Origin of the sequence: Moraxella sp. CTOTU47724, assembly GCF_032014955.1 — a bacterium.
GTDB classification, from domain to species: Bacteria; Pseudomonadota; Gammaproteobacteria; order Pseudomonadales; family Moraxellaceae; genus Faucicola; species Faucicola tetraodonis.
In genome coordinates, this window is sequence record NZ_DALZSV010000002.1 from 1 (window position 1) to 18,327 (window position 18,327).

Genomic DNA, 18,327 nt, shown 5'->3' on the forward strand with positions numbered 1-18,327 from the left:
TTTTTGAGTGCTTCAACCGCTTGCGCAGAATCTCCGCTACCCACATCCATCACCAGATAACCCACGTCTTCTTCGGTCATCAGGCTTTGGGCAAAGATATTGATATTGGCATCGGCAAAGGATTTGTTAATCTGTGACAACACGCCAGGCACGTTTTGGTGAATATGGAGCAAACGATGCGTGCCTTCTTTTTGCGGCATACTAACATTTGGGAAGTTCACTGAGGTTGCGGTATCACCCATATCAGAATAACGCACAAATTTTTCTGCCACTTCAAGACCGATATTGGCTTGGGCTTCTTGGGTTGAGCCACCGATATGCGGTGTCAAAATCACATTGTCAAACGCGCGCAGTGGTGATTCAAATTCGTCATCCGCTGATTTTGGCTCTTTGGGGAACACGTCAATCGCCGCGCCCAAGATATGACCACTTTGCAGGGCTGCTGCTAGCGCATCGATATCCACACATTTGCCACGCGCCGCATTAATAAGATGCGCGCCTGGCTTCATAGCAGCCAATTCTGTGGCGGTAATCATATTACGCGTGCTTGGCAAATCTGGCACATGCAGGGTGACCACATCGGCTTTACCAAGCAGTTCTTCTAGGCTACCCACTTGGGTGGCGTTGCCCAGTGGCAATTTGGTAACCACATCATGATAGATGACTTTCATCCCAAGGCTTTCAGCGAGTACCGATAGCTGAGTACCAATAGAGCCATAACCCACGATACCCAAAGTTTTGCCGCGCACTTCATAGCTGTCTTTGGCAGATTTGTTCCAGCCGCCACGGTGTACCACCGCGTTTTTTTCAGGGATACCGCGCATCAGCATGATGATTTCGGCAAGTACCAATTCTGCCACAGAGCGGGTGTTAGAATAAGGGGCATTAAAGACAGGGATACCCAGTTCACGGGCAGCCTCCAAGTCCACTTGGTTGGTGCCAATACAAAAACAGCCAATGGCGATGAGCTTTTCAGCTTTTTCTAAAATATCGCGGGTCAAATGGGTGCGAGACCGAATGCCGATAAAATGGGCATCTTTGATTTTTTCGATAAGTTCTTCGGGGTCTAAGGCGGTTTTGATGTTCTCAACATTGTGATAGCCCGCCTCTGACAGCACTTTAAAGGCATTGTCATGCAAGCCTTCAAGCATCAAAAAGCGGATTTTGTCTTTCTCAAGTGATAGATTTTGTGCCATAACAAACCCCTAGTCAGTATTTTTAGTCAATTATCCTATCACACTTGCTGGGTTTTTTGTGGTGAAATTCCAGCAAGATGGCATGATTTTTTTGTCTTATGGGTAAAAAATTCTTCATCAATCGCCAGTGTTTTTGTCAAAATTTATGCCGTTAGTTATGCTATGATAGAGCCTCAAAAACCTTTTCAATCTGTCTAAAAATATGGGTAAAAGCCACACCATGACTGCTAATCAGACCGCCATCAATACGCTCATTGAACAACTACGCCAGCAAGGATTTGACGAACACCAAATCAAAACCGATGCGGACAGTTTGGGCTTTTGGGGCAAAGATTGGACCAAGCATTTTGAGCCCAACGCCAGCGCCATTGTCTTCCCAAAATCCACCCAGCAAGTGCAAGCCATCGTCAAGCTATGTAATGAGCTTAACATCGTCATTACCCCAAGCGGTGGACGGACGGGGTTATCCGCAGGTGCCGTTGCCGCCAATGGCGAGGTGGTAATTAGCCTTGATAAAATGCACCAAATATTGGGCTTCTACCCTGCCGACCGTATGGTGGAAGTGGAAGCGGGTATCGTCACCAAAGCGCTGCAAGACTTTGCCCAGCAGCAAGGGTTATACTATCCCGTGGACTTTGCATCAGCCGGTTCAAGCCAGCTTGGCGGCAATATTGGCACCAATGCCGGCGGTATCAAGGTCATCAAATACGGCATGACCCGCAACTGGATTTTGGGTATGACCGTGGTGACAGGTAAAGGCGATATTTTGCACCTCAATAAAGGCATGATAAAAAATGCCACCGGTTATGACTTGCGTCATTTGCTTATCGGTGCAGAAGGTACGCTTGGGATTGTCACCGAAGTGCAAGTCAAGCTAGAGCGCCAGCCCAAAAACCTAACTGTCATGGTGCTTGGCGTGCCAGAGTTTGCCAATATTATGCAAATCTTGTCAGCCTTTCAAAGTAAAATGGATTTGACCGCGTTTGAATTTTTTGATGATGTCGCCGTTGATAAATTACTTGCCACAGGGCATGTGCAAAAACCGTTTGAAACCGATGCGCCATTTTATGCGCTACTCGAATTTGAAGCGCCTTACGAGCCGATTATGGACATGGCGATGCAGATTTTTGAAGACTGTATGAGCGAAGGCTGGGTGCTTGATGGGGTGATGAGCCAATCGATTCACCAAGCCCAAGAGCTATGGAAACTGCGTGAGTATATCTCTGAAACCATCTCAGTATTTACCCCGTACAAAAATGACATCTCCGTGCTCATCAGCCGTGTGCCAGAGTTTATCGCGGATATCGATGCCATTGTTAGCCAAAACTATCCGGATTTTCAAGTGTGCTGGTTTGGGCATATCGGCGATGGTAATTTACATTTAAATATTTTAAAACCAGAAAACCTTAGCAAAGACGAATTTTTTGAAAAATGCCAAGTGGTCAACAAGTATGTGTTTGAAACGGTGCAAAAATACAACGGCTCTATCTCAGCCGAGCATGGCGTGGGTATGACCAAAAAGCCGTATCTTAATTACACCCGTCCTGATGAAGAAATTGATTATTTGCGTGCCATCAAACAAGTCTTTGACCCCAATGGGATTATGAATCGTGGTAAGATTTTCGACTAGATAACATTGATAAAAAAAGGATACAAAAAAAGACCTTTAACTGAGGTCTTTTTTTTGTCGCTAACAAAGTTAGATTTTATTCACATTCAGCGTGTCTGGCATGTTAACAATCGGTTTGAGGAGTTCAATGGCATCGGCGACAGTATTACAAACGATTAATCGCTGTAAATCTTCTGGTTTCATAAAACCTTGCTCAGCGGTAAACTGTAGATGTTCAATCAATTTGTCATAAAAACCATTGATATTGAGAATAATCATCGGTTTTTCATGTTGATATAGCTGTCGCCAAGTGGCAATTTCCATGATTTCCTCAAGCGTGCCAAGCCCACCTGGCAAGGTGATAAAGGCACTGGCGTACTCTGCCATGATGGCTTTACGGGTATGCATGGTATCGGTCAAATGCAGACGCGTCAGCCCACCATGCGCCACTTCTCGATCCATCATAAACTCAGGAATCACGCCCACGGCAATGCCGTTTTTTTCAATTACACCATCGGCAACCGCGCCCATACAGCCAATCACCGCACCGCCATATACCAGACCTAATCCTGCTTCAACCAATGCCCTACCCAATTCATACGCCGATTGGACATAGACGGGGTCATTGCCTTTGCGAGAGCCGCAATACACAGCGACTAAGGGAACATCAATATCATGAAGTTTGACAATTTGTGCAATATCGCTCATTTCTTTACTAGTAATAATATCTACGGGTGTCATGCTTTTTCCTTTTAATGTGTTGTCATTATAGCTCAATCATCCTACAAATTCGTGAACGCATCCTAGGCGCAGCGTATCTCATTTTGGCTACATTTGGCGCATAGGCATTATAATTGGTGCAGTTGGCGAAAAATAAAGCAATGGCTGTTAAAAAGCCATCAATGAAAGGCTGAATAAAATAGCCTAGATAAGATAGATAGCCTCGATAAGAACAATAGGCTATCAAAAACCATCAAGTAGATATCCTAAGTATGATGGGCATCGGCAGCGATTCCATTGCCACTGGCATAGATATTGGCAAGAAAATATTGGGATTGCTGTTCGTATTCAGACGTTGGGGGCATACCGCATTCCGCGAAATTTAATAGGGTCAAAAGGTTTATATTGCGTCTGTTTATAGCGGCTGATACAACACGCCGACCAACAACACCGTGATATCCTTCGCTGCTGGGGCAATCTGTACAGTATCAAGTGCTATTGATTGAGCATCATACGTGGTTGCCAAGGTGTCGATTTGGCTTTGTAACTGCTGCCCAATGCTGTCTAACTCCTGCTGCAGCTGCTGACGAATCACATCAAGCTCTGCGACGGTTTGTTTGTTGGCATTGATATCGCCCACCGAGTTCATGGCACGTTTGACGTTATTGATATTGGTCTGTGACAACGCTTTACGCCCCATAAATGCGCCTAAGACCGCAGAGCCAATACTGACCCCTGCATCAAGCCAGCCTTTACTTGACTCAGCGGTTTGTTGTTGGTATTTTTCATTGGCGGCTTGCAGTTTTTTGGCTAGCGCGTCTTGTTTTTTAGCAAAGCTATCACGCAGCTGGGCAATGGCGATATCACGCTGTTCATGCAGCGGTACGATGAGCCGATTGCGGAAGGCGTCTTCGCTCTCTGCCACTTCGCTATACAGCTTTAAACTATCGACATACCACAGATTTAACACTTGCTGCTGACGGATGGCTTCTTTCACCGCTTTTTCCCAAACTTTCCATGATGCCTTGTCGAGCGCTTGGGTAGGCAGTTGTTTGAGCACAGCGGGTTGGTGCGGAGCCGATTGTAACTGCTCAAAGGTCAAATCACTTAAAATCGCTTGATGCCAATCTACCACCAACGGCGGCTCACCAAATGCTGTGGTTAATAATAGCTGCTGCTGACTTTGGGCGCCTGATTTTTTGTCATTAAAAAATACCCGCGCATAGGCAAAGGCAGTAGGCTCATAGAAGGTTTGCCCATCGCCCGCCATGTCTTTGGGGGCATAATACAAGCCCACATCTTTGGGCAAGGCCGGCGGCTGACTTATGGTGCTTGCTAATGGATTGATGGCAGGCGTGGTGGCTTGCGCTTGCGCTGGGTCGGTAGGAGCAGCGGCTTGGCTATTGGCTTTGAGCTGTGCTATGGCTTGTTTGCTAAGCGGTCCTGATAAGTAGTTAAGCGTGAAGCGGGTGCTAAAAATCACAGGGGTGGCGTCATGCACATTGTGCAGCAAAAATTGGCGTTTACCGAGTTTATCAAACCACGCATTAAGCGCCGCTTTGTCGAGTCCACTGCTGCCGCTGGCAGAGAGCAAGCCATCCATCACCCGTTCACGGTCTTGGGCAGTCTGCAACCGTCCGATAAACCAAGTACCCGCGTTGGATAATGCTTTGTAGTCCAAGTCCACTGGGTTTTGGGTCGATAACACAATCCCCAAACCAAATGCACGCGCTTGTTTTAGTAGGGTCAACAGCAATACTTTGGTCGGTGGATTGCCAATCGGCGGTAAATAGCCAAACACTTCATCCATGTACAAAATTGCCCGCAAGGTCGAGGTGCCTTGCTGACGGCGCATCCAGCCCAATAAATTGGTGAGTAACAAGGTGACAAAAAATAAACGCTCATCATCGGATAGATGGGCAATATTGAGCACACTGGTTTGTGCTTTGCCGTTTTTATCATAAAAGAGTGCGCCAGCATCCAGCGGCATGCCTTTAAGCCAGCTGGCAAAACTCGGTGATGCCAAAAGCGTATTGAGCTTCATCGCCAGTGCGCCACGGTCTTTATCCGCAAATACTTGTGACAGCGGCAGGATGCCGATTTTGTCAAACGCTGGCGTTTGGATTTGGGTAATCAAATCCACCAAGGTTAAAGTTTGGTTATTGTCCCAGGCGTTTTTAAGTAGCTGTGCCAAGAACACATGCTCGGGCGCAAGGTTATCCCCATCGACTTTTAATAGCACCAACAGTGCCGACACTGTCGCATCGATATACTCCGCATAGCTTTCGCCATCTTGTTTGACACTATCGGGCGGCGGCACGAGATTGCCAAGTAGGGCAATGGGTAAGCCATTCTCGCTACCTGGGGTATAGACGCTAACGCGATTGGCGGCTTTGAGTGCTTGCACACGCTCCGGGGTTTGAAAACTGTTGCCAAGCCCTTGTTGCCAGTTGTCTGCGGTTTGCTTGGCAAACTCTGCCACGCTCATACCCGCTTGATTTGCCATGCCGCTATCAATCCATGGCTCAAAGTCACTGGCTGCCAAACTTGGGAACGTCAATGCCAAATTGCCCAAATCACCTTTGGGGTCAATCGCAATCACCGGAATATTATCAAGCGCAGCTTCTTCCAGTAAGCTAATCCCCAAACCCGTCTTACCCGAGCCCGTCATCCCGATAATCACCGCGTGGGTTGTTAAGTCAGCTGCATCATATAGGGTTGCTTGACCTTGTGTAGACTCTGGGTACACGTCTTGACCGAGATAAAATTGACCGATACTATCAGGAATATTATTGGTGAGCGTTGGCATGGGATTCCCTCAAAATTTTTATAAGTAATGATTTATCGCTAACATGACGACTGGTCTAATTGCCTAATTGTCTAACAAGCTGAGTGGCGGTATGTCGGTTTCATTATATGTAAAATTTTATCATTTCGCCTAGCAAAATTTGTCGATTCTTTTATCTAGCCTTAATGCAATTTTTTAGCACCGCAAAGATAATCCTTAATAATTTTTGATACCCAAGTTTTTGAAATTTACCCGCTTACTGTTGGGTCTTAAAAGCTGAGCAATAAAAAAAGCGATGGGTAACATCGCTTTTGGTAGGATTACATCATCGCACTATACTAATTAAGTTTAAAACTACTTTATGAAAATCATCTTGTCAGCGATTTCGTTGCCGTTTGGGTCATTGTCTAATTGGTAATATTGACGAAGCAATTGCCCCACATCGCCCAATAGTGCAACCAAGCTATCGATGTGTCGATTGGCTTTAATACCTTCGATAGCTTTGTCGCACATCGCTTGCCACATGGTTGGCATCACATGGCTATTAATGCCTCTATCAGCGACAATCTCCAGACGCCGCTCACAGATATTAAGATACACCAACACCCCAGTATTATCCTGCGTATCCCAGACGCGATAATCCCCAAAAACTCCGATTGCTCTGTCTCGGCTGTTTTGTAGCCGAGCGGACGAAATGGGCAAATGATTCTCAATCACTAGCACCACTTCGCCGCGATGCCCTTGCTCAGCTTCGGTAATTGCTTGATTTAGCTGTTGTTGGGCAGTAGGCGTTAACCACCGATTGTGCAGGCTAGATATAAACGCAACTTGACGCCACCATCTGGCCCAACTTGGCACAGTGGAAGTCACTGTCGCCATCGGCGAGGTGTAAGCAATGGTTTCTTCGTTGGCACCATTCGTTGCTGTTATTGGGTCATTTGTGCTCATGAAAATTCCATAAAAAATAATGAAGTATATAGTTGATGATAAGGGGTAAATTTAAAATAATTTTTAATAACTAGCCGATTACTGACTATTGATTACCAATCGCCCCCAGCGCCACCACCGCCAAAGCCACCACCGCCGCCACCAAAGCCACCACCACCAAATCCACCGCCGCCAAAACCGCCTCCACCAAATCCGCCACCCGGTAGGAAGACAACCCCACCGCCGCCTCTGCCACCGCGACCACCACCGCCACCTCGAAATAGCAAAAATAAAAAGACAATAAATGCCACAAATATACTGCCTAGTAACCCTGCACCAAAGATTGTACCAAGCGTTACAATGCCACCTGCCGTAGCAATCGAACCAAAAAAGCGCCCTAATATACTGGTCAAAATCATACCAGCGACAAAGCCAAAAAAGCCTAGGAAGATAAGCGGTATTCCGCCCTCTTGATTTGACTGAGCATTGCTATTGGCATTGGTATTGACTCGATTGGCATCTGCTTGCTTTAAAATAGCCGGATCGGTTGTCAAGCGTTCTTCAATGCGATTAATTCCCGCCGTGATACCACCGGCATAATCGCCTTGTTTAAATCTTGGGGTTATGTCATCGCTAATAATGCGTTTAGCGACGGCATCAGGAATGGTACCTTCAAGACCATAGCCCGTTAAAATGTACATTTTACGGTCATTGACAGCAACAACCATCAACAGACCTTGATCGGTGTCTTTTTTGCCCAGTTTCCAGCGATCAGCAACTTTCATTGAATAGTCAAAAATATCCTCGCCATTGGTGGTTGGCACAATGACCACGGCTGCTTGCGCCAAGCCGCGGTCATTAAGACTACGCAGTTTGGTTTCAATCGCCTGTTTATCACTAGCCGATAGAATTTTTGCTTCATCAATGACAGGGTTATTTAGGATTAGTTTATCAGCGGCAACAGGGGCTTGGGTTGACTGTTTAGGCGTCTTAGTAGTCTGGGTATTGGCGGTAGCTGTTGCCTGATTGTTATTGGCCTGATTGCCAGTTGCTTGAGTATTGACACCTGGTATCGGCAGTGCATCATTGCCCAACGTCTCTTTAATTGCATCATTATTGAGTACAGCATCATTAAGCGCTTCATTGGTTTGTGCGGTTTTGGCAATCGCAACCATGTCCTCAACACTATGATCTTGTAGTGTGGGCTTAGCGGTAACGGTTGCGGAATTGGCTGTCGCTGTGGCAGTTTCTGCAACGGCTGCCATAGGCATCGCAAGCCCAATGCCCATGGTCAGTGCAGTAAACGTACTCACTACCAACCGCTTGGCTAATAAACGAGACGACAATTTATGCGGCTGTTTATGCGAGCGCTGTAAATTGGGCTGTGTCTGTACAATATTCAATGACACCTGTGTTTCCTCAAAGTATGCAATTTTTTTATTATGATGATGTAGTCAATTCAAAAACTAATTTAAACAATCAGTCTCACAATTTATTCAAATTTTATCTAATGAGCCTGCCACCGACTGATGGCAGACTATTTAAAAAAATATTCTTAACTTTTAACCATACAGTTTACAATAGTGAATTAGGGTTTCGCTGTCGCGGTAGCCGAATTATTTACAGGCTGACCACCGGCATTGGCAGTGTTGCCATTGTTTTGCACTGGCTGACCGCCGGCATTTGCAGTATTGGTATTGTTATTGCCAAAATCAACGGTTGGTGCAGTGGAGATTTGCGCCTCATTAGCCACGGTAAAGTTTGGGCGGGTATGCATACCAAACACTTTTGCGGTAATATTGGTTGGGAATTGACGTACGGTAGTGTTATAAGTTTGAACGTCTTGGATATAACGACCACGTGCCACGGTAATGCGGTTTTCGGTACCTTCAAGCTGTGCTTGCAATTCTTGGAATTGTTTATCCGCTTTTAGGTCGGGATAGCGTTCTGATACTGCCATTAGACGCGATAACGCACCGCCCAATTGATCTTGCGCTTGTTGATAGCGTTGGAAAGCCGCTGGGTCATTGAGTACATCGGCGCTCACATTGATAGTCGTCGCTTGTGAACGTGCTTGTGTGACTTGGGTTAAGGTCGCCTGTTCGTGCTGGGCATAACGCTCAACGACTTTGACCAAGTTTGGAATCAAGTCAGCACGGCGCTGGTATTGGTTGACTACTTCTGACCATGAGGCGTTGATTTGTTCATCTTGTGCTTGCATAGCGTTATAACCACAACCGGTCAGATTGGCAGAACCCACCACCAACGCTGCGGCTAATAAGGTGTTTTTTACTGTAGTATTGAATGATTTCATAAGTTTTCCTCAAAAATAAATTAAATAAAGTAATGTTTAGGTTTTTGGAAATTATGAAGCTATGTGCGGATACTGTAAATTTACATTTTGTATAGTGCTGTATGCTTTTGTATCAAACCGCAGCCCCATGAAACCACGCTTATAAACCCCGCTTGGCTTGTTTGAAAGATCCCCTATCAGCGTCCCATAAAAAAAGACCAGCCAACGCTGATCTTTTTGATTACTTTCATTGTTTGCTAAAAAATTATTGTTGTACCGCTTCAACTTGGATGTTGAGTTTCACGTCTTTAGCAAAACCCATTTTGACATAGGTATCCATGTCCCATTTGGTGCGGTCAATGGTAGTCTCAAAATCACCGCCACATACTTGCGCATTTTTCAGCATTGGGCTGTTGTAGCAATTAAATTTAGTGGCTTTTAGGCTGACTGGGTTGGTTTTGCCCAATAGCGTCAAGTTACCGTCAACTTTCGTTACTTTGCCATTTTTGAAATGGAATTTGGTTGATTTGAAATTAGCCGTTGGGTATTTTTCAGCATCGAAGAAATCACCACTTTTGAGATGTTTATCAAACGCTTCGCTACCCGTATTTAACGAATTAACTGGAATATCAACATTGATGCTGCCCATACGCTTGGCAGGGTTGTATTCCATGTCACCGGTTAAGCCGTAAAATCCGCCGGTATTGGTAGTCGTGCCAAAATGGTCAATGGCAAAACGTACATTGGCATGGTTTGGGTCTAGTTTGTAGCTGGTGCTGTTGCTTGGCTTAACTTTTTCTACTTTGGCGGTTTTAGGCGCTTTTATGACCGCTGCAGGTTGAGCTGCGGCTTCACCAACTTTTTGAGTTTGACCGTTTTGCGAGATAACCAATTCTGCATTGGCAAATTGTGTGGCTAACAACGCTGTGATAGCGGCAGTGGCTAAAAGTTTACTATTCATGGGATTTTCCTCGATATATTATAAGAACTGTATGGGCTTACAAGGCATTGTTAATGAAACTTAACTTAGTCTATGTAGGATTAAGTTATTATAACATATACCTTTCTCTTGTTATCGTGTATTGTTTGTAAATTGTTGCTAGTTTTTGACCAAGCCAAGGCTTTTATCGTGATAGCTTTTATCACCCAGTCTTTATTGCCTTAGTCGGGTTAGCTTAGCTCATTAAAAAAGGACAGCTTTTGCCATCCTTTTTTAAAAAAATTATCTATGTTAACTTTTATCTTAACTCTTATCTTAAAAATGCCCGAGCATTTCTAAACATCCGCATCCACGCCCCGTCATTGTCCCACGCTTCAGGCTTCCAGCTGTGGTTATACGCCATCAAATTGCGCTCTGGGTGTGGCATCATCAAGGTCACACGCCCATCGGTGCTACAAATTCCTGTCACCCCTTGTGGTGAGCCATTTGGATTGAGCGGATAATGCTCGGTTGGTGTGCCGAGACTGTCCACATAACGCATCACAATTTGCCCATGTGCACTCATCCCTGCGATATCGGTATTGCTCAACGTAGCAAAGCCTTCGCCATGTGCTACCGCAATCGGTAGAATGCTCTCTTGCATGCCTTTTAACAGCACCGACTTGGTACGTTCAATTTTCACATTCACCGTGCGTGCTTCAAAGCGTGCTGATTTATTGGCGATAAAACGGGGGAAATTCTCTGCGCCTGGTATCAAGTCTTTAAGCTGGCTCATCATCTGACAGCCGTTACACACGCCAAGCGAGAAGGTTTCTGGTCGGGTAAAGAATCGCACAAATTGCATGCGTAATTCGTCATGGAACAGAACCGATTTTGCCCAGCCAGCACCAGCGCCAAGCACATCGCCATAACTAAAGCCGCCGCAAGCCACCAGCCCATCAAAGTCACGCAAGTTGACACGCCCTTTGAGCAAGTCACTCATATGCACATCGACGGCTTCTAGCCCTGCGCGTTTAAAGCCTGCTGCCATTTCTAGCTGACCATTCACGCCTTGCTCACGCAAAATGGCGACTTTGGGCTGTGCGCTGCGGCTATTGATGTAGGGGGCTTCAATCGCTTGGTTGAGATCATAATTAGCTTGCGCGATTAAACCTTGATGGGATTTATCACCAATCAAATCAAAGGCTTGTTGTACGCATTCGGGATTTTCACGGTTTTTGGCGATATGGTAGCTGACTTTGCTCCATTCTTGCTCAAGCTCGCTACGCTCAAAACGTAAATTTTGCGTGGCTGTTTGGATGAGTAAACTGTCCTCATCGGTGCTTTGACCGACCAAGCTTAACAGCTCGCTGACGCCTGTGGTTTCGGCAAGCGCTAACAACTGAGCCACCTGATGGGTTTTAATTTGGATCACCGCACCGAGTTCCTCAGCAAACAATTGACCGAGTAAATTATCATCAGTTAACACCAATTTTACGCCTTGACGACTGGTGAATTGCATCTCAGCGATGGTGGCAAGCAAACCGCCATCACCAATGTCATGATATGCGGTGATTAAGCCTTGGTTGTTGGCTTGCTGGATAAAGTTAAAAAAGTTAATTAAATCTTGCGGATTATCCAAATCTGGGCAAGTATCACCCAGTTGGCTTAGGGTTTGGGCAAGGATTGAGCCACCCAAGCGGAACTGACCTTTTGATAAGTCTAAGCGATAAAAGGCGGTTTCGCCAAGCGCTGAGCTGGTTAGCAATTCTGGGGTTAAGGTTTTGGTGACATCTTGCACAGGGGCAAAGGCAGTGATAATGAGCGACATGGGTGACACCACAGACTTGTTTGCTTGCTCATCTGACCAATTCGCCCGCATTGACAAGCTGTCTTTACCCACAGGAATGGCAATACCAAGTGCCGGACAAAGCGCTTCGCCCACGGCATACACCGCATCAAACAAGGCTTGGTCTTCTTTGTCTTCACCACAGGCTGCCATCCAGTTCGCCGACAAGGTAATGTCTGATAGCTTGGCGATATTCGCCCCTGCGATATTGGTAATGGCTTCGGCAACGGCAAGGCGCGCAGATGCGGCAGGATTAATCAAAGCAACTGGGGTACGCTCGCCCATACTCATGGCCTCGCCTGTCATCGGTTTGCCATCGACAGGGAGGAGAGCAGAAGCGGTAACAGCACAGTCCGCCACTGGCACTTGGTAACGTCCAACATATTGGTCACGTACTACCATACCCGTGATGGAACGATCGCCAATGCTAATTAAGAAAGATTTGCTGGCAACCGTTGGGTGACGCAGCACGTCTTTGACCGCTTCAGCCAAATCGACTTTATCAAGATTTAACGCTGTCAAATCTGGCGTGCTACGACTAAAGCTACGCTGCATTTTTGGCGTACCACCGAGTAGCACTTGTAGTGGCATATCGACCGGTTGTTGGTCGCCTTTGGTGTTCAGTAGTGGGTCATTGACCACCAACTCACGCACGTCAGTCGCTTCACCCAAAATCGCATACGGGCAACGCTCGCGCTCACAGATACTATCAAATAGTTCACGGCTTTGTGGACGGATTGCCAACACATAGCGCTCTTGAGCTTCATTTGACCAAATCGCCATTGGCGACATGCCATGCTCAAGCGACGGCACTTTACGCAAGTTTAACACCGCCCCAAGTTCGTGGTCATTCACAAGCTCGGGCATGGCGTTTGACAAACCACCTGCCCCCACGTCATGAATCGACACAATCGGATTGTTATCTTCATCTGGCTGATTTCCTGCCATCGCCCAACAGCGGTCAATGACTTCTTGACAGCGGCGTTCCATCTCGGCATTGTCACGTTGCACGGACGCAAAATCCAAGCCTTCATCAAGCTCACCACTATCCACCGAACTTGCTGCGCCACCGCCCAAGCCGATTTGCATGGCAGGACCCCCTAGCACAATGAGCAAATCGCCTTGCTGAATCGGATTTTTTTCCACCAAATTGCGTTTGATATTACCGTAACCACCGGCAATCATAATGGGTTTGTGATAGCCGCGCATTTGGCTGCCATCTTGGTCTTTTGAGGTGTCCAATTGGAATGAGCGAAAATAACCGACCAGATTTGGACGACCAAATTCATTGGAAAACGCCGCACTACCAAGCGGCGCTTGGGTCATGATTTCTAATGCGGACGCCATACGCGCTGGCTTGCCGTAGTCAGCCGTGGAGACTTTTCCGCTGTGCTCCCATTTTTCTGGCATATCAGGTAGCTGCAAATGCGACACATGGAATCCTGCCAAGCCTGCTTTGGGTTTACCGCCACGACCTGTCGCGCCTTCGTCACGGATTTCCCCGCCCGAGCCTGTCGCCGCGCCTGCATACGGTGCAATCGCCGTTGGGTGATTGTGGGTTTCTACTTTCATCAAAATATCAATCGGCTCTTGGTGAAAATCGTATGCTAAATGATTGTTGTCGCTGTTTAATAGCGGATAAAAACGCTGTCCTTCATGCCCTTTTACCACTGCGGCATTGTCTTTATAGGCGGATAAAATATCGTTGGGATTTTGCTCGAAGGTATTTTTAATCATGCCAAACAAGGATTTTGGCTGTACTTCGCCATCAATCGTCCATTGCGCATTAAAAATCTTGTGGCGGCAATGCTCCGAGTTGGCTTGGGCAAACATCATGAGCTCAACATCGGTCGGATTGCGTTTGAGTTCATTGACGTAGGCATCCATCAAGTAGTCAATATCTTGGCTCGATAATGCAAAACCAAACTCACGGTTGGCAGATTCTAACGCCTCACGCCCTTTGCCCATCACATCGACATGGTTGAGCGGTGCTGGCTCGTGGTCATCGAATAAGTGCTGAGCCTTTGCCAAGTCATAAAATAGGCTTTGGGTCATGCGGTCGTACAACATCATCTCGATATCATGCGGTAGCTTTTCAGGCAAATTTTCGCCGATGAGCGTATACACCACCAAGCGCTCAACACGCTCAATCGCTATCTCACAATTGTTAAAAATATCCGTCGCTTTACTTGCCCAAGGGCTAATCGTACCAAAACGTGGGCTGACGATAATTTGCAGCGCCTCTTGGTTTTCATTTTGATTCTCACCTTGGCTTGCTTGATTAAGCGCGATTTCGTCACCATGATTGAGCAAATCTACCGCTTTTTTATAGTCGTGTTCTGCCAAATCCTTAGAAAAAATATAAACTTGCTGGCTTTTTAAGTGAGTGATTTTGAGATTGGTTTTTTGGCTAAGGGAATTTAGCAGTTTGGTGGTTTGAAAATCGGTTAAAAATGGGTGTCCAGCGATGATAGTCATAGAAAGTTCCGCTTGCTTCGGGAAAAGTTGGGAAAATAACAGAAAAGTTTGCGGCTATTATAGCATTAAACCCACGGGCGTATCACTTGTCTTGATGGCGATAGATTGTCATTTCACGATGTGTTTTTCCTAAAGTGTCTTTCAATTGCGTTACCTTGCGATAACATGGTTAACGGTTTTATACCAATTATTTGCAGCTTTTCGACAGACTTAAACAACAAAAGCCGATATTATCGTCCAAGTTAACGACTTTAACCCAGTTTTAACGTAACTTTTTAACCAGTTAGCAATAAATTTTTTAGTATTAACTTTGAGACGTATAATACCCCTATAATAACAAGGACATTCTCATGGCAGATCTCACCAAAGAGCAACATATTGAAAATATTAATAAAGTGATTAAAGGCGTCAAATATGCAATGATGACCACCATTACTGCAGACGAAAAACATTTACATGCGTGCCCTATGACCACCAATAAAAATGAATTAGAAAATGGTAAAATTTGGTTTATCGGCGATCGCAAATCAGAAACTATCAAAGATTTGGAAAAAAACCCACAAGTCAACTTATCTTATACGTCAAGCGACCAAAAAGACTTTGTGTCTATCAATGGTACGGCTAAGCTGGTTAATGACAAAGCCAAACTAGATGAGCTTTGGAGCCCAATTTATGCGGCGTTCTATGAAAAAGGTAAAGAAGATCCTAATGTGCAAGTGCTTTGTATTGAATGTAACGGTGCGCAGTATTGGCTAAGCGGTAATACGGTGGTAGATATGTTTAAGATGGTATCAGCGGCTGTCCAAGAAGGGAAAACCGCAGAAAACATGGGTGAAAACCATGCCGTAACCTTTTAATGATTGGCTTTAAAAAAATATAACCCCAGTTTTTTAACTGGGGTTTTTTATGGTAAATTTTGAACTAACAATTTTTTAGAATAATCCATTTTTTTAACATCATCAGCTTTTTAAAGTCATTAGCTTTTTTTAAAGTTATCAATTAAGGCTGTTTTAGATAGGGCCATGCTGCTTTTAGATAAATAAACATTGACCATAACGTCAACACCACTGAAATCACTAATAGTAAATACCCCGTCATTTCAAGTGATTCCCAATTGAGTAGTAACACCGTAATTGCCACCATTTGAAAAGTGGTTTTCATCTTGCCCACATATGACACTGCAACGCTGGTACGATTGCCCAGCTCTGCCATCCACTCACGCAAGGCAGAGACGGCAATCTCCCGTGAAATGATAACAATCGCTGAAATCGCCATCACAATGTCAGGATGCCACTGCACCAAGATAATTAGCGCGGCAGCAACCATCAATTTATCCGCCACAGGGTCAAGAAACCGCCCAAATGCCGATGTCATATTGAGCTTGCGGGCAAAGTAGCCATCTAACCAATCGGTAATTGCCGCCAAAATAAATACAGCCGTCAATAAAAAGTGGCGTAGTAGGCTATCGCTAAACTGATACATGCCTATGTTGGCAATTGCATTGTCGCTAATGGCGCTCTGCCCAATCCCCATCGCAGGCGGCCAATAAGCAATCGCCACAAACAGCGGAATCATCACGATGCGCGCAATAGTCAAGTTGTTGGGCAAGTTAAAAATACTGCCCGAGGCAACAGGGGGGTTGGCTGTCTCGTCGGTCACTGGCTTATCGGTCATGGGATTTTTCGTTCATTCTTGTTGTAAGGCGCGGTGTAACGCCAATTTTAGTTGAAATAATTATAACGGTTCTCAAAGCAATGTCATTATTTTTTGCCCATAATGCTAGTTTTTGTCATGTTTTTCAACAATTAGGCCGGCTTACTCTATTGATTTTATGGTATTTTTTACTAAATATGTCATTGTATAAAAAACACTTCAAAAGTAACAAGGTGTAATTAGACAGTCAAAAATTTAGACTTTTATTGATATCATAACGTCCGACAACGGAATAATAATAACAATAAGACTTATTTCGCTATTAGCAAATTTTGCTGTTGTCAGGTTTATTGAAATTTGAATACTTTGTACCCAATTCATCAGTCATAACGTATTAATTTGCGAATTTTTTTATCAATATAGGGCTTAAATAATTTTGATAAACCGCGTTTATTGTCAAAAATTTTCAGACTTTTAACACTTACTTGTGCTTTTCCTCAGCCCATTGCTCACCTCCTGCAATGGGTTTTTTTTATAGCTTAAGCTTTGAAATGATTAGATGTTGCAATTCATCGCATTTTTTAGATTGGTACTTTTTTAGGTTGGTACTAGAGGCAGCGGTTGGTATCTACCTAAGCATTAAAAATTTGCCAGCATTTTCAGCCCTGCAATGACTAATACCAGAGATAATAATTTATTGAGCATGGGGTCGGCAAGGCGTTTGCTACCATAAGTTGCGCCAATAAAACCCCCTACACACACTGCTACAAGCCAGATTGGTAGTTGATTTGGCAGTTTTGCCCCTGTCGATAACACACCAAACAAGCCTGAAATTGAATTCACCAAAATAAACCCCGACGCTACGCCTGCGACAACTTTAGGGCTTGCCCAACGGTTAAACAATAGAATTGGACTTAAAAACACACCACCACCCACCCCCGTCAATCCCGAAAGCAACCCTAAAACCGCCCCCACGATTGCCAAAAGCCATTTTGACACCTGTTTTAATGGTTGCTCGCTGGTGAGTTTTTTGGCAAAGATAAATGAATAAATAGCCGAAAAAATCAGTACCGTCCCAACAATCGGCTTATATAAATGACTGGGTAAATGGGTCATTCCCCCGATAAACGCCATCGGTACCGCGGCAATAGCAAGGGGAATAAAAATTTGCCAAGAAAAGTTTTTTGCAGAATAAAATCGCCAAAACGCAATGATGGACACCAAAATATTAAGACATAGCGCAGTAGGTTTCATCATACTTGGCGCAACGCCGACTAATCCCATCATCGCTAGATAGCCCGATGCGCCCCCATGCCCGACTGATGAATAGAGCAAGGCAGAAATAAAAAACAGCACGCTTAATAGGGTAGTTGTCATTGCTTGTTAACCATTATTAGAGTATTAACCATTATTAGAAAGCCACAGACTCTCAGTGCTGTCGGCATAAAATTCTTGTTTCCACACAGGAATATCCGCTTTAATCGCATCCAGTAGCCAACGACACGCATCAAATGCAGGATAACGGTGGGCAGCCACCACCCCAATCCACACCGCCATCTCACCAATCGCAAGGTCGCCAACACGGTGTATGGCAATGGCGTTTTCGATATCAAACTGGGCTTTGGCTTGTTCAACCAGTTTTTTGCCTTGATTGAGTGCCAGTTGCTCGTAGCCATAATAAGTGAGTTTGCTAACAGGGCGAGCGTTATTGTGATTACGTACCCAGCCTTCAAATGTCGCTAACGCCCCGCAAGTATCGCTCATTAAGGTGTGTTTAAGCCGTCTGTCGTCAATGGCTCGGTCAATTAACGCAAAGCCGCTAGTAATCACGGTTTGGTAGGCTTGGTCTTCACTGATGCTAATGGTGGATGAGCCTTTATGCAATGCATTCATGG

13 protein-coding genes are annotated in these 18,327 nt (G+C 45.2%); 2 read left to right on the forward strand and 11 right to left on the reverse strand.

The annotated features are described in order from the left end of the window. Positions 1-1,196, reverse strand: a 1,196-nt coding sequence (gene serA, locus RTR63_RS00705) for a phosphoglycerate dehydrogenase (protein WP_312522132.1), incomplete at its 3' end; no start/stop codon positions are given. A gap of 220 nt (positions 1,197-1,416) precedes the next feature. Here serA and RTR63_RS00710 point away from each other — a divergent pair. Then, entirely contained in the window at positions 1,417-2,826 is a 1,410-nt protein-coding gene (locus RTR63_RS00710; RefSeq protein ID WP_282850652.1) for an FAD-binding oxidoreductase, read from the forward strand. 69 nt (positions 2,827-2,895) lie between these two features. On the opposite strand, the gene RTR63_RS00715 is transcribed toward RTR63_RS00710, so the two are convergent. From RTR63_RS00715 to purL, 7 genes are all read right to left on the reverse strand, one after another. Continuing rightward, positions 2,896-3,513: an LOG family protein gene (locus RTR63_RS00715; protein ID WP_409034776.1), complete on the reverse strand. Its 618-nt coding sequence runs from the start codon at positions 3,511-3,513 to the stop codon at positions 2,896-2,898. 427 nt (positions 3,514-3,940) lie between these two features. Further along, positions 3,941-6,334 carry an ATP-binding protein gene (locus RTR63_RS00720; protein ID WP_312522134.1) on the reverse strand — a complete coding sequence of 798 codons (2,394 nt, stop codon included), beginning with the start codon at positions 6,332-6,334 and terminating at the stop codon, positions 3,941-3,943. A gap of 333 nt (positions 6,335-6,667) precedes the next feature. Then, positions 6,668-7,261 carry a TPM domain-containing protein gene (locus tag RTR63_RS00725; protein WP_227716714.1) on the reverse strand — a complete coding sequence of 198 codons (594 nt, stop codon included), beginning with the start codon at positions 7,259-7,261 and terminating at the stop codon, positions 6,668-6,670. Between the two features lie 92 nt (positions 7,262-7,353). After that, positions 7,354-8,649 carry a TPM domain-containing protein gene (locus RTR63_RS00730; RefSeq protein WP_239741366.1) on the reverse strand — a complete coding sequence of 432 codons (1,296 nt, stop codon included), beginning with the start codon at positions 8,647-8,649 and terminating at the stop codon, positions 7,354-7,356. 179 nt (positions 8,650-8,828) lie between these two features. Next, positions 8,829-9,554, reverse strand: a complete 726-nt coding sequence (locus RTR63_RS00735; protein WP_282842100.1) for a LemA family protein — start codon at positions 9,552-9,554, stop codon at positions 8,829-8,831. A 244-nt stretch (positions 9,555-9,798) separates the two neighbouring features. Then, positions 9,799-10,494: a YceI family protein gene (locus RTR63_RS00740; protein ID WP_312522138.1), complete on the reverse strand. Its 696-nt coding sequence runs from the start codon at positions 10,492-10,494 to the stop codon at positions 9,799-9,801. 289 nt (positions 10,495-10,783) lie between these two features. After that, positions 10,784-14,779 (reverse strand): phosphoribosylformylglycinamidine synthase, encoded by a 3,996-nt coding sequence (gene purL / locus RTR63_RS00745; protein ID WP_312522140.1) that lies wholly within the window; start codon positions 14,777-14,779, stop codon positions 10,784-10,786. Positions 14,780-15,129: 350 nt separating this feature from the next. Between purL and RTR63_RS00750 the strand changes: the two genes are divergently transcribed. Beyond that, positions 15,130-15,636: a pyridoxamine 5'-phosphate oxidase family protein gene (locus tag RTR63_RS00750; RefSeq protein ID WP_309577095.1), complete on the forward strand. Its 507-nt coding sequence runs from the start codon at positions 15,130-15,132 to the stop codon at positions 15,634-15,636. A gap of 142 nt (positions 15,637-15,778) precedes the next feature. Here the strand turns inward: RTR63_RS00750 and pgsA are convergent, their stop codons facing one another. From pgsA to RTR63_RS00765, 3 genes are all read right to left on the reverse strand, one after another. Then, positions 15,779-16,453, reverse strand: a complete 675-nt coding sequence (pgsA, locus tag RTR63_RS00755) for a CDP-diacylglycerol--glycerol-3-phosphate 3-phosphatidyltransferase (protein WP_188874815.1) — start codon at positions 16,451-16,453, stop codon at positions 15,779-15,781. A gap of 618 nt (positions 16,454-17,071) precedes the next feature. Continuing rightward, positions 17,072-17,809 (reverse strand): sulfite exporter TauE/SafE family protein, encoded by a 738-nt coding sequence (locus RTR63_RS00760; protein WP_096488345.1) that lies wholly within the window; start codon positions 17,807-17,809, stop codon positions 17,072-17,074. 24 nt (positions 17,810-17,833) lie between these two features. Beyond that, the gene (locus tag RTR63_RS00765) at positions 17,834-18,325 is read right to left on the reverse strand and encodes a molybdenum cofactor biosynthesis protein MoaE (RefSeq protein ID WP_065254023.1); all 492 of its coding nucleotides are present in this window, start codon (positions 18,323-18,325) and stop codon (positions 17,834-17,836) included. Between the last annotated feature and the right edge of the window lie 2 nt (positions 18,326-18,327).